A 19,510-nucleotide genomic window follows, 5' to 3' on the forward strand; every position below is an offset into this window, starting at 1 on the left:
ATGATTTTCCGTATCCTGTTTTCAATAGCGTTATACGATGCAAACCGGATCAATCCCTTCGGCTTGCCTATCTTTAACATCACATCATCACATGCATCTATACAGGCTGTGCAATTCACACATTCAAGCTGTGTACCATTACGTATGTCGATACCCGTAGGGCATACGTGCACACAAAGTTTACAATCTATACAATCACCGTGTTTGGCAATTGAGGCCGGTTCGTTCTTTTTCAGTCGGCCGCGAGGCTCGCCACGCAACCAATCATAGGCTACTACAATGGAATCTTTTACCAGCAGCACACCTTGTAATCTTCCATAAGGGCACACGGCAATACATGCCTGTTCGCGGAAGCGTGCATATACGCCATAAAATATAGCCGTGAACGCCATCAGCCCGATGAAGCCTGCCATGTTCGCGTCTGGCGAATGGCTGGCAATATCAACTGTAGCCTGCGCGCCAATGAGATATGCCATTGCGGTGTGCGAGATTAACAGCGAGATCAGTATAAACAATGTATGCTTCGCTGTTTTCTTCCACACTTTGGTAAAAGAGAGCGGGTCTTTATTCAACCTTCTTTGTGCCGGAGCATCGCCCTCAATCCAGTATTCGATCTTGCGAAAAACCATTTCCATAAAAAGCGTCTGCGGACACATCCACCCGCACCACACGCGACCAAACACTACGGTAAAGAGAATGATAAAGACAAAGAATGTAATGAGTGTTATAGCAAGTATAACAAAATCCTGCGGCCAGAATGCCTGTCCGAATATTACAAACTTGCGTTCGAATATATTCAGAAGAAGCAGCGGCTGGCCAGTGATCTTTATAAACGGTCCTGCAAAGAACAAAGAAAGCAGGAACACAGTAACGACAATCCGCAGGCGATGGTAGTATCCGGAAGGTTTCTTAGGGTATACCCACACTCTTTTTCCCTTCTCATCCACCGTTGCAATGGAATCCCTGAACTCTTCATCAAACTGATATACTTCCTCTGTACTAGCCATCGTGCGAACTATAGTTTAAAGCGAAGCTTGCGTCTTTACCGAATCAACGGCTACCGCTTCTTTCTCTGGTATATATTTATCTCCTTGCGGTGCTTTTCCGTTAGCCGGCTTCGTTCCCTGGAGGCTCATTACATAGAAGGCAACATTGCGTACATCCTCCGAGCTCATGGATTTACCCCAGGCGGGCATACCTTTTTCAACAGCACCATTCTTAATGGTTGAGAATACATTCTTTATACCACCACCGTGTATCCAAAATTCGTCGGTAAGGTTAGGACCTATGGTATTCCCCCCGCCATCAGCGCGGTGGCAGGTACCGCAGTTGTTTCCTACAAACACAGATTTACCTTTCGCGATGATCGCAGCATCGGCTGTATATTTCAGGGCATTCTCATCAATTACTACAGCAGGCTGAGAAGCCTTGCGTTTTTCAGCTTGCTCGTGTGCCAGGGCAATTTCCCGATCATACTCTCCGATGGATAGCGGGAAGGATGCTGAAATATGATATACTACCAGATATACTGCACCCCAGCCGATCGTTCCATAGAACAGCCATTTCCACCAGGGCGGCAGGTGATTATCAAGCTCGCGAATACCATCGAAGTTATGACCGAGGTCTATATCTTCTTCTTGCGATACAGGCACGGAGTCATTCAGTTTCTGCGACAATCTGCCCCAGAATGAAGGTCGAGGCACATATACTCTCCCTTCCTGCGCTGCCTTGTCTTTTTCAGATTGCTCGATGAGTATATTCACAATACGTACCATATACAAAGCCACAGCCAGTACAAGAACCAGCACAATGAATACCATGGTAGACACTGCATATACCGGCATCATGGGGTCGTTGATGGGGTCATCCCAAAAAGTTTTTGTCACGCTGCTCTCCTGTGCTATAGCTGCAGATGCCATTAAGAATGCAGCCAGCGACATATATACCTTCTTCATCGTCATTCCGGTTTAGTGGTTGAAAGATTGCTCTGGCCTTCTTCCATAGGCAGATGCTTGAGTTTATCGATTATCTTTCTGTCGGTGGTAAATACCCACCACAACAGGCAGAGAAAGAAAAGGAAGAAGATCACGAAGGATATCACAGGCCACACAGCTATGTTATCCATATTTTGCAGAATGTTCTTATACATATAGACGAATATTTAGGAGTGCTCTGGATGATTATTCTTTATTCTCCGCTGTAGTATTTACTTTAATATCTTTGCCCAGTCGTTGCAGGTATGAGATCAGCGCTACGATCTCGGCATCCGGCGTTACTTCAATGCCATCAGCTTTCAGTGTCTTGGTGATCTCCTCAGCTTGCTTGTCAAGATCTTCGTTGGCAATGACTTCATATCCTTCTTCATAGGGAACTCCGATCCTGCGCAGGGCCGCTATTTTGGCTGCCGTTAATTCTTTATTGACGGTCTGCTCAAACAACCACGGATACGCGGGCATAATAGAACCGGTTGAAACAGCATCCGGGGCCAGCATGTGGTTGTAGTGCCAGCTGTTGGAATATTTACCGCCTACGCGATGCAGATCAGGGCCAGTACGTTTTGATCCCCACAGGAACGGGTGATCGTACACAAATTCACCGGCTTTCGAGTACTCGCCATAACGTTCAGTCTCCGACCGGAAGGGGCGCACCATTTGCGTATGACAGTTCACACAGCCTTCGCGGATATATATATCACGTCCATGTACTTCAAGCGGTGTATAAGGTTTTACACTGGCAATGGTAGGCACATTTGATTTGAGCAGGAAGGTTGGCACCATTTCAATAGCACCTCCTATAAGAATAGCGATCAGCGTGAGCACCGTAAAGAGCACAGGCTTATGTTCGAGCAAGCGATGGTGCCAGCCGCCGCTGGTAGCAACGTAATCAGGAGCCAGCGGTGCCGCTTCAGTTTCTTCGTTTGCCACAAAGCTTCCTTTATAGGCTGTCTTGATCAGGTTATACGTCATGATGATAGCACCTGTGAAATAGAGGGCACCCCCTGTAGCGCGCAGGGCGTGCAAAGGAAGTATCTGTACAGTAGTTTCCAGGAAATTCTTATATACCAGGAAGCCATCCGGATTAAACTCTTTCCACATGAGGCTTTGCACTACACCCGACACATACATGGGCAGCGCATAGAAAATTATACCGAGTGTACCCAGCCAGAAGTGGAGGTTAGCCAGCTTGGGCGAATACAATGTCGTTTTCCACATGCGTGGCACTACCCAGTATAGCATAGCAAAGATCATGAAGCCGTTCCAGCCAAGACCACCCACGTGCACGTGCGCTACGATCCAGTCTGTAAAGTGCGCTATAGCATTTACGTTCTTCAGCGACAGCAGCGGACCTTCCAGTGTGGCCATACCATACGCCGTAACAGCCACCACCATAAACTTTAACACAGCGTCTTCACGCACGCGATCCCATGCACCGCGCAGCGTCATCAAACCATTCAGCATACCACCCCATGACGGAGCTATGAGCATGATGGAGAATACCGTACCGAGTGATTGTGCCCAATCCGGCAGCGAAGTATATAACAAGTGGTGCGGCCCCGCCCATATATAGATGAAGATCAGCGACCAGAAGTGAATAATAGACAGTCGATATGAATATACCGGGCGATTGGCGGCCTTCGGAAGAAAATAATACATAAGGCCGAGGAAAGGCGTTGTGAGGAAGAAGGCCACAGCATTGTGACCGTACCACCACTGCACAAGCGCATCCTGCACACCGGCATACCAGGAATAACTTTTAAGGAAAGTTACCGGCATTTCAAAAGAGTTTACCACGTGCAGCACCGCTACGGTAATAAACGTAGCGATATAAAACCAGATCGCTACATACATGTGGCGCTCTCTGCGTTTAATGATTGTACCAATCATGTTCCAGCCAAACACAACCCAAATAAGTGTGATGGCTATATCAATCGGCCATTCCAATTCAGCATATTCCTTGGAAGTTGTTATCCCCAGCGGCAAGGTGACGGCTGCCGCGACAATAATCAATTGCCAGCCCCAGAAGTGAATCCAGCTCAGCGTATCACTGAACATGCGCGCTTTCAATAAACGCTGCATCGAATAGTATACTCCGGCAAACATGGCATTGCCTACAAAGGCAAAGATGATCGCATTGGTGTGCAGCGGACGAATGCGGCCGAACGAGGTATACTGCAAATCAAAGTTGAAGATCGGGTATACAAGTTGAATAGCCGCTGTAAGGCCTACCAACATTCCTACCAGACCAAACACAACCGTTGCAATGATAAAGGCTTTGACAATCTTGTTGTCATAACTGAATTTTTCCAATTCCATACACTTACTGGTTTTGAACCACTATATTTTTCAGGAACTAAAAGTATAGCTGGATGAAAAGATGAGAGATGACCTTGGTTAGCGGAGCAACTGATTTATGTCAGGAAATAGAATTGACTTGCCAATCATCGTAAAAAACAAATGGCACACCCGATGGATATGCCATTACTGTTATGGAACCGTTTCGGCAACAACACCTATTCATTTCTTTTTCTGTTTCTCAGTATCATCAAAGAGCATGCGCACAGACGGTGTGTAGGTATCATCATATTGTCCGCTTTTCATAGACCATACAAAAATACCGAGAAACACAAGGGCTATAGTAAGGCTGATACTGATCAGCAACACGATTATGATCATATACTAATAGATTGTTCTTTCAAACTCATAACTTTTAAAGCGATCGAAGGCCGCACGCTCCAACGTTTCCCGGTGATTGGGATGTGCTATCTCAATCAATGCCTTGGCACGCTGCCGCATGTTCTTTCCATAGAGATATGCCACCCCATACTCTGTGACAATATAGTGTGCATGCGCACGGGTTGTAACCACACCAGCGCCCGGCTTTAACAACGGTACGATGCGCGATATACCTTTTGCAGTTGTAGACGGGAGCGCTATAATTGGTTTACCGCCTTCCGACAGTGCAGCACCGCGGACAAAATCCATCTGGCCGCCTACTCCTGAAAAATGATAGGTGCCGATAGAATCAGAACATACCTGGCCGGTAACATCAACTTCTATAGCGCTGTTGATGGCCGTTACTTTCGGGTTGGTGCGAATCACAGCTGTATCGTTCACATAATCGATACCGAGCATCATTACCGAAGGATTATCATCCACAAAGTCGTACAGCTTACGGCTGCCCAACATAAATGCAGACACTATTTTACCACGGTGTTTCTTTTTGAATTGATTGGTAATCACACCGCTTTCTACCAGCGGAATTATACCATCGGAAAACATTTCGGTATGAAGACCGAGTCCTTTATGATTGTGCAGGCTTGCCAACACCGCATCTGGTATAGAACCTATACCGGTTTGAATAGTCGCACCATCTTCCACCAGTGATGCACAGTGCTCGCCTATGCGCATGGTGATTTCCGATATGCCTTCCGCAGAAACAACTTCGGGTAATTCCTGCTCCTCGTATACCACAGCATCAAAGTCTGACATCTTTATAATACCATCTCCCAGTGTACGCGGCATGCGCGGATTTACCTGCGCAATAACGTATTTCGCTGTCTTGATCGCGGCAGCAGCAATATCTACCGATACGCCTAATGAACAGAACCCATGGCGATCCGGTAATGATACTTGTACCAGCGCCACATCCAACGGCAGTATATTTCTGCGAAAGAGGTTCGGTATCTCACTCAGAAACACTGGCACATAATCGCCCCGGCCATCGTTTACAGCTTCGCGCACGTTGGCCGACACAAATAATGAATTGATATGGAAATTTTCTCTGTAGCGCGGATCGGTAAATAATGCCTCTCCCTGCATGCTGATGCTTACCAATTCTACATCATAAAGTTCGGATGCACGTTCTACCAGCTTACGCAACAGGAAGTGCGGTGTAGCTGCTCCGCCATGAACAAAAACGCGGTTGCCGGATTTAATAGCTTTTACGGCTTCTTCGCCTGAAATATATTTTTCCATAACGCATGAAGTTGAGTATTGAAAATAAAGAACTGTTGATTCATTTTGCGATTCGTCACATACCGAACAGCCAGTGACGAAAATCCTACCACGCTAATACTGCTCACCGGCATAAGTATAGCAGCTACCAGCGGTGTGAGATGGCCGGTAACGGCAAAAGACAGTGCTATAGCATTATACATAAACGATATTGCAAAGGCTGCACGCAATATATAGGTTGACGTTTTTGCTAGGTCCATGAAATGATCGAGTGCATTTACCTGGTCGCCTTGCAAAATACCATCGCAGGCCGGTGTGAATATAGCTGTATCATCTGTAATCGCTATACCTACATCGCTTTGCTTCAATGCACCGGCATCGTTCAATCCATCGCCTACCATCAACACCTTTTTACCTTGTACCTGCAGGTTGCGGATAAATTCCAGTTTATCGTGCGGACTTTGATTGAATAAAAACTGTGTTGTTGAGGGAAACAACCCGGCCATCTTCTCACGGTCGCTATCATTGTCGCCCGATAAAAGTGCTACGCACGTTGGCCCCAGTCGCTTGAGCATTGCCTTCATATACTTCCGTACCGGTGTAGCGATACTATAATATCCTCTCACAGCGCCATCGACAGAAACAAACACGAAAGATGCATTCAGATGGAGCACAGGCTCGGCACCCGTAAAAAGATGTGAACCTATACGAACGGTATGCCCGTCAATAACTCCCTCTATACCTTTTCCCGGCAATTCTTTATACGCTGTTACCATGGCATCGCTGACTACGGGTATATATTTGGTCACTAACGAGCTCAGCGGGTGTGTTGAGTAGCTGGTCAATAGTTTTATCCAACCGGCTTCTTCTTCCGAAAGATTGCCGGTAAATTTAATCTCCGGTGTACTACCGGTAGTAATGGTGCCGGTTTTATCAAATACCACTGCATCGATCGAAGCCAGTCGTTCAATTACGTCTGCATTTTTCAGATATAGTTTGTGCTTGCCAAATACACGCAGCATGCTGCCATACGTAAACGGAGCTGCCAATGCCAATGCGCAAGGACACGCTACCATAAGCACCGAGGTTATTACCAGCCACATGCTGGCCGGTGCTGTTATATACCAGTAGATAGCGGTAATCGCTGCAATACCCATCACAATCCAGGTAAATCTGCGTGCGGCCTGGTCGATGATCTTTTTATATTTACTTTCTTCTACTTTGCGGAATGCTTCATTGTTCCACAGGCTGGTGAGATGACTCTGCGAAGTCTTTTGTTCCACCGCCAACACAACGGGCTGCCCGATAAGTCTGCCACCGGCATATATAGTCTCGCCCTGATTCACTTTCACGGGGCGTGATTCGCCGGTTACAAAGCTATAATCGATATAGGCCTGGGCATCCAGCAGAGTGCTGTCAGCCGGAACGATCTCCATATTTCGTATACGGATCTGATCATTTTTTTTCAATTCATAGATTACTACAGGTTCCCAGTGTGATGCCACGCGCTTATGCACCGCCAATGGAAAATAGGATTTGAAATCGCGATCGAACGAAAGTGTCTCGTATGTTTTACTTTGAAACCAACGACCAATTAACAGGAAGAATACAAGTCCGGTAAAGGAATCCAAATATCCCGGGCCTGATGCTGTAATAATATCGTATGCGCTTCGCAGAAAGAGTGCCAGCAAACCAAGCGCAATGGGCACATCAATATTGATCTGCTTCTGGCGAAAGCTTGCCTGTGCCGAGGTAAAATATTCGCGTGCGCTGTACAAGAATACCGGCACTGCCAACACCAGGTTGAGCCAGGAGAATGTACGCATCAACGCCGTATCGTTGTGATCGAGGCCGAGATATTCCGGGAAGCTGAACAGCATCACATTGCCAAAAGAAAAGCCCGCTATAGCAAGTTTCAGTACAAGGCCATTGCCGGCGGCCGTTTTCTTTTCTTCTTTATCCAGCGTAATCTGTGGTGCGTAGCCAACCTTGGCCATGAGGCTTACCACGTTGCTGAGCCTGATCTTCTGCGGATCAAAATCAATGGCTACGGTCTTCTGTATAAAATTAACTTCCGACTTGGCTATACCTGCATCCAGTCGTTCCAGGTGTTCCAGCAGCCATATACAGGAGGAACAATGTATAGCGGGCACAAAAAATCTGACGCGTACAAAATCAGCAGAATCAAACTCGACAACTTTCTTTCGTACATCAGCTTCATCCAGGTAAGCATAGGTGTCGTCAAGCACCTTGCCTTGTGTACCGGGACTTGCTTCGAATGTATAGTATTCGCACAAATCATTTTCCTGCAGTATTTCATAGATGGTCTTGCAGCCAAAGCAGCAAAACGATTTCTGGTCTATCCAAAGCACTTCCTCGCAGGTTTGCCCGCAGTGATAACATTTCAGTGCTGTTGCCGGTTGCTTCACCATGTGCTATATATAAATTAAGCTTCTACCACGTGTTCTTTTTTCAGCCGGTAGGTCCATACCAATCCATCGTTGTGGTTCACCACATCTTCTGCCAGGCTTCCGTTCATCAGGTGACCTATACCTTTTCTGCCGTGTGTTGCCATCGCAATCATATCACCTTTTATCATCCGGGTAAATTTGAGAATACCTTCTTCTTCATCGGGGTGATTGAACACATGTACTTCATAATTGCGCAGCATAAACCGCTTGGCGAAAGCATTCAATCGTTCTATCGTAACTGTGTCGGATGTGAAATTGAGTGGCGTGTTGATCCACAGTATATGGAGTTTTGCTTTAAAGAAATGCTGCAACGCCTTTACTTTCATCACGAGATCTTCCTGGTCGTCCAGGTCGAGTGTGTTCGGGAAAACGATATCCGTTACGCTTGCTTTTACATTTCCTTTTGTAATTAATACCGGCACCATGGCATTTCGTACAATCTTCTCTGCGTTGGAGCCAATGAAAAATTCGCGCAAACCCGATACGCCATGTGACCCCATGATGATGACATCAACAGCTTCTTTCTCCGCATACGCCATGATGTTGCTGGCCACCGGGCCAAATTCCACTTTTACAATTATCTTAACAGACTCGGTGTTATATTTTGCCATCAGTTTCTCAAACTCACTCACGGATTTCTGCCGAAGTTCCTTCAACAATTCTTCTTCAAAATTGAGTACCGGCATAAGCAGCGTATCATGCATAATGGGTAATTCAATCACATTCACGAGGTGTATAATCCCATTTGACTGCTGAGCAATATCCAGCGCAAGCCGAAAAGCACTTACGGCCGGCTTCGAAAAATCACAGGGTACGAGTATCTTTTTCATGGCGGTGATGTTTTATATATCAAATGTATTTCACGTTCTATTCAATGGAATTGATAAGGGTCAAGCAGAAAGCTGATTTATATCAGTATCCGACTACTTCAATGAAATCTTTTCGATCGCTGCATTGACGAATAAATAATGATAAACGTCAAAACCTAAGCTGACGGTTGTCATCTATCAGAGCCACCCCAGTGCTATATATTTGATTAAACCGTTTCACTATGCGAGTATTTATCTATAGCGCACATCCGTATGAACAGCCCTTCCTGGAAAAAGAAGCCTGCCAGCATGAAATTGTATATACCAACCAGCGTCTGAGTTTAGAGACGGCATCGCGCGCAGCAGGATTTGAAGCGATAGCAATCTTTACCGCTGATGATGCCAGCGCACCTGTACTTGAAAAACTGGCAGCGGTAGGTGTTCGCTATATAGCATTGCGATCGGTAGGACACGATCATGTAGACCTTGCCAAAGCACAAGCCCTGGGTATACATATTGCAAACGTACCGGAATATTCTCCGTATGCAGTTGCTGAACATGCCGTGGCGATGCTTATGGTTTTGAATCGCAAGATTACTGAGAGTCGTTTACTCTTACAGCTACAAGATTACCGGCTGGACCTTCTGACCGGCTTTGATGTTCATGGAAAAATAGTTGGCATTGTTGGCACGGGCAAGATCGGCATGGCCTTCGCCAGTATCATGCATGGCTTTGGTGCGCACATTCTTGCGTTCGATCCGGTGCAAAATCCGGATGCCTCTGCCCTGCAGATAAGTTATGTACCTTTCGATACTCTGCTACAGCAAAGCGATATAATTTCAATCCACTGCCCATTAAATGAACATACAAAATATCTTTTCTCATGGACTGCTTTTAACAATATGAAACCGGAATGTATACTTATCAACACGGCACGCGGTGGTGTTATACATACGAAAGCACTGTTGCATGCACTGGAGAATGATTGCATCAGCGGAGCATGTCTGGATGTATACGAACATGAAAAAGGTATATTCTTTCAGGATCTTCGCGGCCAAACGATGCATGATACACTATACACAAGGCTGCTCGCACTGAAAAAGGTTTTGATCACCGGGCACCAGGCGTTCCTCACCCGGGAAGCATTGACGGGTATTGCACGCACTACCATGCAAACTATAGCCTGCTGGGAAAGCGGCTCGCCTGTGCCCAGCGAATTAACAACTACAATTCATCAGCCTTTATATTCCATCAAATAAAAGAACACTCTCGCGGTATTGAGGAATGATCACATTCCATTGATATTGCTGGCGGATGTTATTGGCATAGTTGGTAAGCCCCGGCTCTTCACCATGAACTGTAAACACCATCTTGGGTTTTGTTTTAAAGTTCTTCATCCACCGGAACAACTCATCGTGATCGGCATGCCCGGAAAGCGACTTCACATTTTCGATCTTGCAATTCACAGGCACTTCTGTTCCGAAGATTCGTATCGAAGCTTTCTTATCTACCAAATCGCGACCACGCGTACCAGCCGCCTGGTAGCCGGAAATAAGCAAAGTATCTTGCTCGCGTGGAAGACGATGGTATAAATGATGCAGAATACGTCCGCCCGTCATCATGCCGCTGGAAGAAATGATGATGGCGTTGGTTTTAAGATCGTTAAGCGCTTTGGAATGCTGCACTGTTTTCACAAAAACGATCATGTTTGTCTCCAGGCTTTCTGCCAACTGGGGCAATGAGAAATTTACTTTATGATACTGCGGGAAACTGGTGTAGAGATAGGTAGCCGAAATAGCCATCGGGCTATCAATATATACTGGCACATCGGGTATGCGGTCTTCGCGCATAAGCTTGCGCAGGTAATACAACAGCAGTTGTGTGCGACCTACGGCAAAAGCGGGTATCAATACAATTCCTTTTCGCTGAAAGGTTTCATTGACGATGCGTTGCAGATCGCCTTCCGGATCATACGCAGGACTTGCTTTATCGCCATACGTTGATTCAATGAATAGCACATCAGTTTGTTCGATCGCCGCAGGCTCATTCAGAATAGGGTCCTGATAACGCCCGAGATCTCCCGAGAAAACAATCTTTTTATCATGCCGATCACCATGGATAAACAATTCAGTAATAGCGGATCCTAACAAATGGCCTGCATCACGAAAAATTATATCAGCGCACTTGTCAATACGTATGGTCTCATTATAGTTATATGTTTTTATCAACGGGAAGACATGCCCGGCATCCTGGGCTGTATACAACGGTTTAGGCTCGGTGTGTTTGGAGTATCCTTTATGTGCTGCATAGCTGGCTTCTTCTTCCTGTAACTTGGCAGAATCCATCAGCATAATCTTCATCAGGTCGGCTGTAGGAGCTGTGCAGTATATATCTCCTGAAAATCCTTCTTGCACAAGCCGGGGCAAATACCCGGTATGATCGATGTGCGCATGACTGATCACCACAACATGTATCGTGGCAGGATCGACCGGAAATTCATCCCAGTTCTTAACGCGAAGTTCTTTTAACCCCTGAAAGAGTCCGCAGTCAAACAGCATTCTGAAATTGCCTATATCCAGAAGGTAACGCGAGCCGGTTACCGTGCCGGCTCCGCCCAGGAATTTTACCTGTACATCCATATACTCGTTTTTTTTAAAATTGCATTTTCCTTATGCCATCTATGTCTGATCAAAGTCAGTTATGATGCTGTTTCTTATCAGGAAGAAAATTTAGTATAAAGCAATATTTTACAAAGGCATCGCATTTCCAAATGCTACAATATGAATTCTGAATTAAGTCATTTACTTATGGGTAAAGATCTCCGTATCAGCCGGCGGAATGAGGAAGTCATGCGAAGAATAAAAGATCAGCCTTCTTTCGATGAGCTGTTTGTATTCCTGTTTCATCATGAACGACCGCTGGTTATGCGTGCAGCCGATGCTGTTGAAAAAGTTACACGTCATCACCCTGAATTTCTGCAACCACACAAAGCGCATGTGCTGAGCTTAGTAAAGACATCTGATCATATTGAATTGAAATGGCACATAGCTCAACTGCTGCCACGCCTGGAATTAACAGCACAGGAACTTGAACACGTGTGGCACACGCTGCACTATTGGGCCATGAATCCTAATGAAGGAAAGATTGTACGTATTAACGCCCTGCAAAGTCTTTACAATTTATCGCTGATGCATCCTGCTTTCAAAACATTTTTTGATGATACACTGGCTGCCCTGATGCATGAACGCATTCCTTCCATACAGGCACGCACGCGCAAGTTAAGAGGCAAACAGTAACATACACATTACTTTCCAACATGAATGTAAATGCCCAGGCATAGCAGATGGCCTGCTGTATATTAAAGCGGTTGATGCTGACAAAAATTCATGTACAACTATATATGCTTTACAGCGTACTTGGTAATTCTGTGTTCTTTTTCTGACTTTAATCAGGCCGTGTAATGATATGCATCATGCATACAATACAGTTATTCAGGTATATTTACCCACCGCACCAAACGCTGACAATACACATGCAATTTTCCCCAATAAACAAAGTATATCTGCGTATTTTGTCCGCACTGTTATTGCTATCCTTCTGTGGTTGCAAACACACGGGTGGTTCTCTGGCAACAACACCGAACGCACCGGGTTTATCCGCTGAAACTATTCGGCCCTATATTTTAATGACCATACCGCTCGATACAACCGATATTGTATTTCACAGTCTCAACAATCTTCGGGCTACTTTACATTTCTATGCGCTGAACGGACGCAAGTCGATATGGTTCAATAATAACAAGCCAACGTTACGCGCAGATTCGCTTCGATCTTTTCTTCGGAATACCCGCTACTATGGATTGCTGCGAAACAACTATCATTATGAATCGATCGAGCGTATCATCTACCAACCAGAAGAAGCTTTGCGTTGCGAGATACTGCTAACGGATGCCTTTCTTTCCATTGCCAATGACCTGAAGTATGGAAGACGTTTGTATAAAGATTCAGCACCCCACGATTCACTATCTATTGTCGCACTACAACAGGCGCTGGAACAGGGCCGTGTAAAAAAGAGTCTTCACGAGCAAGAACCTGCATTTACCGAATACCGCTTACTGAAGACGGCTCTGCAAATAGCGATCGATACATTAACAGCAGAAACACGTCAACTTCTTCTGGCAGGCGTTATACATGATTCTATCGCCACACAAAAAGAAATACAGCTCATAGAGGTAAATCTGGAGCGATGGCGCAGGGAAAATTTAACCTATGCGAGTCGCTATATATTCATTAACATACCTGCATTTACCCTGCAGGTTTACGATGCAAATAAAGTAATGTTCGAATCGCGTGTTATTGTAGGCACACCAGATAAGCAAACGCCTGAACTAAGCAGTAGTATAGAGTGTATCTCCATTTATCCCTACTGGCATGTGCCCCAAAAAATTATTATTGAAGAATACCTCCCGATAATGCAAAAAGACACCACGTTCCTGTTGCGTAATAATTTTGAAGTACTTGATCGCAACGGAAAGATTTTACGCAGAGACAGCATTGACTGGAAACAGTTTAGCGCGAATTACTTTCCTGTTTCCCTGCGCCAGCGCGAAGGTGTGGAAAATTCGCTGGGAGTGATCAAATTCACATTTGATAATCCGTATGCTATATACCTTCACGATACAAATGCCAAACGCTTATTCAGGAATAATGTTCGGGCCTATAGCCATGGTTGTATACGATTGGAAAAAGCCGAAGAGCTTGCACATTATCTTGTTACCGGCAAACCCGAAGAAAGATCGAAAGTAATAGCACGCTACCTTCAGCAGAAGAAACAGCACATCATAAGTCTGGAAGATCCAATGCCTATATACATTCGTTATTTTACCTGCGAGTATGCAAACGCAAGGCTTACAAAGTACACTGATATTTACCGGAAAGATAAGGCAATTGCCCGTTTGCTCTACAACTCCGCTACGCCGGTAATAGTAGAATAAATTAATGAACCTATCCTAAAAATAAAGACGAAACCATTCCCAAAATTAAGGCCGTTACATTTCATTTTATCATCCATTCTTTTCAAAGCGGCCTGTTTTCTCCAACACTTTTATGCGATAAACTACAGCTTTGAATCCTTTTTCAACAATTTCGGGCGGACGCGAATGTCCATGCGAAGGGTGTACGGTTTCACTCGTTATAAAGGGTGCAAGCCGGTCGGTTATGATCTTCATTCCGGCCTCTTGTTCCTTTGCCGTCTTCAGTTCTTCATATTTTCCCCACACGATCACGCTTCGCCAGTTCTTCATGTTCTCCATGGTATCAACCTGGAAACATAGATTCGGGTTGCTGCGCATCATCTGTACCTTCTGCCCTTCCTTGGAATGGGCATAAATATACCCTTGATGATATACATACGTGACCGGCACGATGTATATTTTGCCAGCAGCATAACAACCGATTCTGCCCAGTACCTGCGCATGTAGAACATGGTCAATCTGCCCTTCCGTCAATTGCCCAAGCATAGTCTTTTGTTTAGTATAGCGAATATCGAAAGTAGTATATAGATCGTGCATAACATGCATCATCACGACCTTTGATCTTTGTCATGAAAGCAGCAGCACACAATACGCTTCGTCTGTCGGGTATTTAAGAAGTTGCTTTGCAAGGATGCGGGAAATGACAGTCCGGTCCCTGTTAAGGAAGTACGCATGTGATAAATTATATACCGTTTGTCTTGTGCCTGGTGAGAATACCTCACTACACAAAACTGTTCTCACCGGTAAGCGATCGCTTCTGCATGTACATCCGAAATATCTTTGCGCAGATCGTCAATGGCACCACGCAGGCGATTCGTTACATCGGAAGCCAGCTCAACAAGGCTTGGCGTACTCATGGTCTTATCAATATTCTCCAGCGGATTGATCGCGGACACTTCTATCTCTTCATTCTCATGTTCCTGCACAACGATATTACAAGGAAGCATAACACCCACGTGCGACTCAAGGCTGATAGCATTAAACGCAAAAGAAGCATTGCATGCAACCAGTATCTTGTAGTTCCGAAACTCCTCACCCAGCTTTTGCCAGAATATACCTTTCATATCGAGGGTGGTAACAATACTGAATCCCCGTTGTTGAAGATTCGTTGTTACTTTGGCGAGTGCTTCCTCAAAAGAGATTCTTAATTTTCGCGAATAGTATGTCATAACTATCAGGTTTATTTTCTCAGGTATATATTTTCATTTATATGCTTCATTAAAAACAGTTAACTATTCAAAAGGTGCCTGGTCTTCTCTATATTCATTACGTGCTCCGTCAGTGCAAATACTTTCCGCTTTACCTCACGAAATTGCTGAACGAGGTCGGCAACATTGGCACCTATTTTTGCATGTTCATCTTTACATCGTTGTTCATCGTGCGAAAAAGGATTCTGAACCAGGTCAGTAAGATGGGTAAAGTGTATTTCAATTCTTTTTGCTATAGCATCGCGTTGTCGGGCCAGCCTTAAAAGCTCGTCAATACTATGGCGTGTGTTTTCCATACCAGCATCATCTATTGGCCACATCGTATATCTCGCCAGCAGTTCATTAAGAAAGTTTATTTCATCTTCAAAGAACTTCACATCAGACTCCCAGCGCTCTGCCAGCTTAAACATAGATTCCCACTCACTCTCATACGAAACGGAATTCTCTGCTCTGTTTACTTCAGCCTTTTTAACAAGCAATTTCTTGAACACAGGCTTTCCGGGCATTTCTTTCTTTGACATATTCTCTTATAACAAATATCTCATCTGCACAATTATTCAGTAATGACTAACATCTGTTTCCTGCAAGGACTTTAGTCATATTGGCACATCTAACGCCTCATGATCGCAAATCATGCTCTGTCGGCAACTACATCTTCATACCACAGATCTTTCAGTTCGGCAGGGAATTGTGCCACCAGTTTGTCAATCATTCCCGGAGTTACTTTTCTCTTCAGTACTCTGATCACCGCTTTTGTTTTTGTCAGGGCTTTTTCATCGGTACCAAAATCCAGGGCTCCTGTTCTGTCATTTTTCAACAGCAGGCTTTCAATAAAGTCATCTTTATCTTTCATTTTTTTCTTATCACCAAGATGCCACTCGGTAACATACAAACCTTTTATATACAGGGGCAGTTGTGCGATCAAATGCAACGACTCTTCTACAGTGATTACATCGCGAATGGCATGAAGCACACTCGTCATTACCCGCATAACCGTTTGATAATCGTCTGGCATATTCATCTCTATCGCCACCTGCTCTACGAATTTTTTTGCTTCTATTTCATTGGCTTCAAACATAGCACGTGTTTATGGTTTAACGTTATCTTTTATGTATTGCAACAAATGCTGCTATCATCCATCGTAATAGTGCTTCATTTTAAAATCGTTTAACAGGTCAAGTACTTCTTTATCTGAAAGAGAATGAAAATCTTCGTATACCTGTCCTACAGCTTCAAACTCTTCCGGCTGTTCAACGATTATAACTTCATCTGCCAGCCCATCTATATCGGGTATATATCGCTCGCCTGAAACCGGCGCTGCCACCACTACCAGGGCGGCCTGTTTATGTTGACAAAGTTTAATAGCAGGCACAAGAGTAGAGCCTGTGGCAATACCATCATCGGTTATAATCACAATGCGGTTACGCATTTCAGGAAGTGGTTCGCTTTTTCGGAAGCGATTAATTCTGCTTGTAATTTCACGCTCCTGCGCCCGTATAATTTGTCGTACATCTTCACTTCGAACATCTTCAGCTGCAGACGTCAGGTATACAGAGCCATCTTCCGCCACGGCACCTATAGCATATTCTTCATACTGTGGATGTGGCAGTTTTTTGGTGACAACAACAGAAAGCTCGCCACGCAACGCTTTGGCTACTTCATACGCTACAACTACGCCTCCGCGTGGTATGCCCAGCACCAATGCATTCTTACCACCATATTTTTCTTTAAGAATCTCTCCCAATTCGAATCCTGCCTCTCTCCGGTCAGCAAAGACTCTTCCCTGACTTAGTATTTTCATTGCTGCCTCCCTTTCTGCTTCTATTTCTATTCAAAAAAATGATACCGAAAGGACAATGGCTCTTATTCGGGAAAAATGCGGTAGAATAAACTGTAGAGCTTTGTTCACGTGGAATGATTTTCCTCGGTTGATCTATTCTAAAGATTGAGATGGCCTATAAAGTGATTTAAGTAACTGAATATGAATTAGGTGCAACAACATGTAAAGCCTTTACCGGGCAACTGTCTGCAATGTTGACAAATTTGACAGAACCTGTTCAGGTTTTTATTTGTTACCGTTCGGTATATTGAAAACCATTCTACCACCAGTTTATTTTCAATCTGAATGAAGATACTTTTAAGCTACCTGAAGAATTACAAGGGCATGATTGCTGTAGCCCTGTTACTGGCCGCAACAAGCCAGGTTTTTTCACTCCTGGACCCGCACATTACCGGCAAGATTGTCGACAACTTTATTGAAAAGAAAAGTACGTTGTCGCGGGCAGAATTTGTAAAGGGTATACTATACCTGGTCGGGCTCGCCATTGGTGCGGCTATGGTATCGCGCATAGCCAAAAATCTTCAAGACTATTTTACGAGTATCGTAGTACAAAAGCTCGGAGCCAAAATGTATGCTGACGGATTGAAGCACTCATTGGAATTGCCCTACCAGACATTTGAGGATCAGCGAAGTGGTGAGACACTCGGCATCCTGCAAAAGGTAAGAACGGATTCTGAGAAATTTATTACTTCCTTCATCAGCATTCTGTTTGCCAGCATGGTATCCATGGTCTTTATTGTTATCTACTCATTAACCGTAAGCTATAAAGTTACACTGGTATATTTCGCCGCGGTGCCCATCATTGCGCTTACCAGCTGGCTGCTGAGCCGCAAGATCAAAACAGTGCAAAAGAGCATTGTAAAAGAAACAACATCACTGGCCGGCTCAACCACAGAATCACTTCGAAATATAGAGCTCGTTAAAAGTTTAGGACTCGCCAGTCAGGAGATCAACCGACTCAACAACACCACCTACAAAATTCTTGACCTTGAATTGAAAAAGGTGAAGTATGTGCGTGGTATGAGTTTTCTGCAAGGCACTACGGTAAACTTTGTAAGAAGCGTGATGGTGGTGATATTGCTCGTACTTATTTTCGATAACGACATCTCGGCTGGTAAATATTTCACATTCCTCTTTTACTCATTCTTCCTGTTCACGCCGTTGCAAGAGTTGGGCAACGTTATTATAGCCTATCGGGAAGCAGAAGTATCGCTCCTGAACTTCCATCGCATTCTCAGTCTTCCAAAGGAAGTAAAACCGAAACGTCCGATGGAGATCGGCCGTGTTACCAATCTTCGTTTCAATAACGTAAGCTTCAAGCATCAATCCGCCAGCAGCAACGCGTTGAATGGAATCTCCTTCGAAACACATAACGGGCACACCATTGCTTTTGTAGGACCCTCCGGCTCCGGTAAAACTACGTTGGTAAAATTATTAGTAGGTCTATACCAGCCTAAAGAAGGAACCATTCTCTATAACAACATTTCCGGCTCGCAGATAGACCTGGATGAGTTACGCGAGAAGATCGGTTTTGTAACACAGGATACACAATTATTCTCCGGAACAATTCGCGAAAACCTGCTCTTTGTGCGCCCCGATGCTACCGATGAAGAGTGTTTGGCGGTGCTGCACAAAGCAGCATGCCAAAGCCTGCTGGCCCGGGCCGATAAAGGTTTGGATACGGTGATTGGTGAAGGAGGCGTGAAAGTTTCAGGTGGAGAAAAACAACGCTTGTCTATTGCGCGTGCTTTGCTTCGCCAACCTGATATCCTGGTTTTTGACGAAGCTACCTCATCGCTGGATTCTATTACCGAAGAAGAGATTACCGAAACCATTCGCGAAGTTTCTATTATTAAGGATCACATTACTATTCTGATCGCGCACCGGTTATCAACGATCATGCATGCAGATAGGATTTTTGTATTGGAAAAAGGAAACATTATTGAATCCGGCAAACATGAAGAACTGCTGCTGGAAAAAGGACTATACTATGCTATGTGGCGCCAGCAGATCGGTGAAAAAGTAAGTGTGGAGAGTTGAGGGTTTATCGTTACACGTTAAGCGTTACAGGTTAATCGTAAGAGTGCGTTGGTAACTAGCTTGTAACGCTTAACGGATAATTTATTAACTGCTCATTTGCACTTTGATATAGTCTAGTCAAACGCGCGCGGCAATTCAATTTGCTTTTCATAGCAA

The 19,510-nt window shown here is 44.8% G+C and carries 18 protein-coding genes; 4 read left to right on the forward strand and 14 right to left on the reverse strand.

Annotated features, from left to right (window positions below; translation table 11 throughout):
• From ccoG to V7Q33_RS18130, 8 genes are all read right to left on the reverse strand, one after another.
• The coding region (gene ccoG, locus V7Q33_RS18095) for a cytochrome c oxidase accessory protein CcoG (protein ID WP_333820733.1) at positions 1 to 1,007 on the reverse strand (1,007 nt) is incomplete at its 3' end.
• A gap of 15 nt (positions 1,008 to 1,022) precedes the next feature.
• Positions 1,023 to 1,955 carry a cbb3-type cytochrome c oxidase N-terminal domain-containing protein gene (locus V7Q33_RS18100; protein ID WP_333820734.1) on the reverse strand — a complete coding sequence of 311 codons (933 nt, stop codon included), beginning with the start codon at positions 1,953 to 1,955 and terminating at the stop codon, positions 1,023 to 1,025.
• 2 nt (positions 1,956 to 1,957) lie between these two features.
• A complete protein-coding gene (locus V7Q33_RS18105; RefSeq protein ID WP_331984171.1) occupies positions 1,958 to 2,149 on the reverse strand; it encodes a cbb3-type cytochrome c oxidase subunit 3 in 192 nt (63 codons plus the stop codon).
• A gap of 31 nt (positions 2,150 to 2,180) precedes the next feature.
• Entirely contained in the window at positions 2,181 to 4,313 is a 2,133-nt protein-coding gene (gene ccoN, locus V7Q33_RS18110; RefSeq protein ID WP_333820735.1) for a cytochrome-c oxidase, cbb3-type subunit I, read from the reverse strand.
• 201 nt (positions 4,314 to 4,514) lie between these two features.
• Entirely contained in the window at positions 4,515 to 4,673 is a 159-nt protein-coding gene (gene ccoS / locus V7Q33_RS18115) for a cbb3-type cytochrome oxidase assembly protein CcoS (RefSeq protein ID WP_331984167.1), read from the reverse strand.
• Between the two features lie 3 nt (positions 4,674 to 4,676).
• Positions 4,677 to 5,975 (reverse strand): acetyl-CoA hydrolase/transferase family protein, encoded by a 1,299-nt coding sequence (locus V7Q33_RS18120; protein WP_333820736.1) that lies wholly within the window; start codon positions 5,973 to 5,975, stop codon positions 4,677 to 4,679.
• Complete coding sequence (locus tag V7Q33_RS18125; RefSeq protein ID WP_333820737.1) at positions 5,942 to 8,386, reverse strand: heavy metal translocating P-type ATPase; 2,445 nt, start codon at positions 8,384 to 8,386, stop codon at positions 5,942 to 5,944. The genes V7Q33_RS18120 and V7Q33_RS18125 overlap by 34 nt, the downstream gene beginning before the upstream one ends.
• Before the next feature lie 14 nt (positions 8,387 to 8,400).
• On the reverse strand, positions 8,401 to 9,255 hold the full coding sequence (locus V7Q33_RS18130) for a universal stress protein (RefSeq protein ID WP_331984161.1): 855 nt from the start codon (positions 9,253 to 9,255) through the stop codon (positions 8,401 to 8,403).
• Between the two features lie 221 nt (positions 9,256 to 9,476).
• Here V7Q33_RS18130 and V7Q33_RS18135 point away from each other — a divergent pair, with 221 nt between their 5' ends.
• Complete coding sequence (locus tag V7Q33_RS18135; protein WP_333820738.1) at positions 9,477 to 10,493, forward strand: 2-hydroxyacid dehydrogenase; 1,017 nt, start codon at positions 9,477 to 9,479, stop codon at positions 10,491 to 10,493.
• Here V7Q33_RS18135 and V7Q33_RS18140 read toward each other — a convergent pair.
• Positions 10,476 to 11,873 (reverse strand): MBL fold metallo-hydrolase, encoded by a 1,398-nt coding sequence (locus tag V7Q33_RS18140; RefSeq protein WP_333820739.1) that lies wholly within the window; start codon positions 11,871 to 11,873, stop codon positions 10,476 to 10,478. The genes V7Q33_RS18135 and V7Q33_RS18140 overlap by 18 nt on opposite strands.
• Positions 11,874 to 12,014: 141 nt before the next feature.
• Here V7Q33_RS18140 and V7Q33_RS18145 point away from each other — a divergent pair, with 141 nt between their 5' ends.
• Together V7Q33_RS18145 and V7Q33_RS18150 are read left to right on the forward strand one after the other, a co-directional pair.
• On the forward strand, positions 12,015 to 12,530 hold the full coding sequence (locus tag V7Q33_RS18145; RefSeq protein WP_333820741.1) for a hypothetical protein: 516 nt from the start codon (positions 12,015 to 12,017) through the stop codon (positions 12,528 to 12,530).
• Positions 12,531 to 12,919: 389 nt separating this feature from the next.
• Entirely contained in the window at positions 12,920 to 14,227 is a 1,308-nt protein-coding gene (locus tag V7Q33_RS18150) for a L,D-transpeptidase family protein (protein WP_333820742.1), read from the forward strand.
• Positions 14,228 to 14,296: 69 nt separating this feature from the next.
• On the opposite strand, the gene V7Q33_RS18155 is transcribed toward V7Q33_RS18150, so the two are convergent.
• From V7Q33_RS18155 to V7Q33_RS18175, 5 genes are all read right to left on the reverse strand, one after another.
• Complete coding sequence (locus V7Q33_RS18155; protein WP_333820753.1) at positions 14,297 to 14,815, reverse strand: pyridoxamine 5'-phosphate oxidase family protein; 519 nt, start codon at positions 14,813 to 14,815, stop codon at positions 14,297 to 14,299.
• A gap of 188 nt (positions 14,816 to 15,003) precedes the next feature.
• Positions 15,004 to 15,435 carry a DUF302 domain-containing protein gene (locus tag V7Q33_RS18160; protein ID WP_333820743.1) on the reverse strand — a complete coding sequence of 144 codons (432 nt, stop codon included), beginning with the start codon at positions 15,433 to 15,435 and terminating at the stop codon, positions 15,004 to 15,006.
• A 59-nt stretch (positions 15,436 to 15,494) separates the two neighbouring features.
• On the reverse strand, positions 15,495 to 15,995 hold the full coding sequence (locus V7Q33_RS18165) for a hypothetical protein (RefSeq protein WP_333820744.1): 501 nt from the start codon (positions 15,993 to 15,995) through the stop codon (positions 15,495 to 15,497).
• A gap of 110 nt (positions 15,996 to 16,105) precedes the next feature.
• Entirely contained in the window at positions 16,106 to 16,552 is a 447-nt protein-coding gene (locus V7Q33_RS18170) for a DUF2267 domain-containing protein (protein WP_333820745.1), read from the reverse strand.
• Positions 16,553 to 16,606: 54 nt separating this feature from the next.
• Positions 16,607 to 17,275, reverse strand: coding sequence for a phosphoribosyltransferase (locus tag V7Q33_RS18175; protein ID WP_333820746.1), 669 nt, complete (start codon positions 17,273 to 17,275; stop codon positions 16,607 to 16,609).
• Between the two features lie 324 nt (positions 17,276 to 17,599).
• On the opposite strand from V7Q33_RS18175, the gene V7Q33_RS18180 reads away from it, so the two are divergent.
• A complete protein-coding gene (locus V7Q33_RS18180) occupies positions 17,600 to 19,354 on the forward strand; it encodes an ABC transporter ATP-binding protein (RefSeq protein ID WP_333820747.1) in 1,755 nt (584 codons plus the stop codon).
• Positions 19,355 to 19,510: the final 156 nt, after the last annotated feature.

The sequence above is a fragment of the Ohtaekwangia sp. genome, assembly GCF_036786105.1.
In the GTDB taxonomy this organism is placed as follows: domain Bacteria; phylum Bacteroidota; class Bacteroidia; order Cytophagales; family Cyclobacteriaceae; genus Ohtaekwangia.

Excerpts from the sequence above, each read along its gene's own strand:
- V7Q33_RS18100 (WP_333820734.1), bottom strand. The coding sequence starts at position 1,955 with ATGAAGAAGGTATATATGTCGCTGGCTGCATTCTTAATGGCATCTGCA.
- V7Q33_RS18105 (WP_331984171.1), bottom strand. The coding sequence starts at position 2,149 with ATGTATAAGAACATTCTGCAAAATATGGATAACATAGCTGTGTGGCCT.
- ccoN (WP_333820735.1), bottom strand. The coding sequence starts at position 4,313 with ATGGAATTGGAAAAATTCAGTTATGACAACAAGATTGTCAAAGCCTTT.
- ccoS (WP_331984167.1), bottom strand. The coding sequence starts at position 4,673 with ATGATCATAATCGTGTTGCTGATCAGTATCAGCCTTACTATAGCCCTT.
- V7Q33_RS18120 (WP_333820736.1), bottom strand. The coding sequence starts at position 5,975 with ATGGAAAAATATATTTCAGGCGAAGAAGCCGTAAAAGCTATTAAATCC.
- V7Q33_RS18125 (WP_333820737.1), bottom strand. The coding sequence starts at position 8,386 with ATGGTGAAGCAACCGGCAACAGCACTGAAATGTTATCACTGCGGGCAA.
- V7Q33_RS18130 (WP_331984161.1), bottom strand. The coding sequence starts at position 9,255 with ATGAAAAAGATACTCGTACCCTGTGATTTTTCGAAGCCGGCCGTAAGT.
- V7Q33_RS18135 (WP_333820738.1), top strand. The coding sequence starts at position 9,477 with ATGCGAGTATTTATCTATAGCGCACATCCGTATGAACAGCCCTTCCTG.
- V7Q33_RS18140 (WP_333820739.1), bottom strand. The coding sequence starts at position 11,873 with ATGGATGTACAGGTAAAATTCCTGGGCGGAGCCGGCACGGTAACCGGC.
- V7Q33_RS18145 (WP_333820741.1), top strand. The coding sequence starts at position 12,015 with ATGAATTCTGAATTAAGTCATTTACTTATGGGTAAAGATCTCCGTATC.
- V7Q33_RS18150 (WP_333820742.1), top strand. The coding sequence starts at position 12,920 with ATGACCATACCGCTCGATACAACCGATATTGTATTTCACAGTCTCAAC.
- V7Q33_RS18155 (WP_333820753.1), bottom strand. The coding sequence starts at position 14,815 with ATGATGCATGTTATGCACGATCTATATACTACTTTCGATATTCGCTAT.
- V7Q33_RS18160 (WP_333820743.1), bottom strand. The coding sequence starts at position 15,435 with ATGACATACTATTCGCGAAAATTAAGAATCTCTTTTGAGGAAGCACTC.
- V7Q33_RS18165 (WP_333820744.1), bottom strand. The coding sequence starts at position 15,995 with ATGTCAAAGAAAGAAATGCCCGGAAAGCCTGTGTTCAAGAAATTGCTT.
- V7Q33_RS18170 (WP_333820745.1), bottom strand. The coding sequence starts at position 16,552 with ATGTTTGAAGCCAATGAAATAGAAGCAAAAAAATTCGTAGAGCAGGTG.
- V7Q33_RS18175 (WP_333820746.1), bottom strand. The coding sequence starts at position 17,275 with ATGAAAATACTAAGTCAGGGAAGAGTCTTTGCTGACCGGAGAGAGGCA.
- V7Q33_RS18180 (WP_333820747.1), top strand. The coding sequence starts at position 17,600 with ATGAAGATACTTTTAAGCTACCTGAAGAATTACAAGGGCATGATTGCT.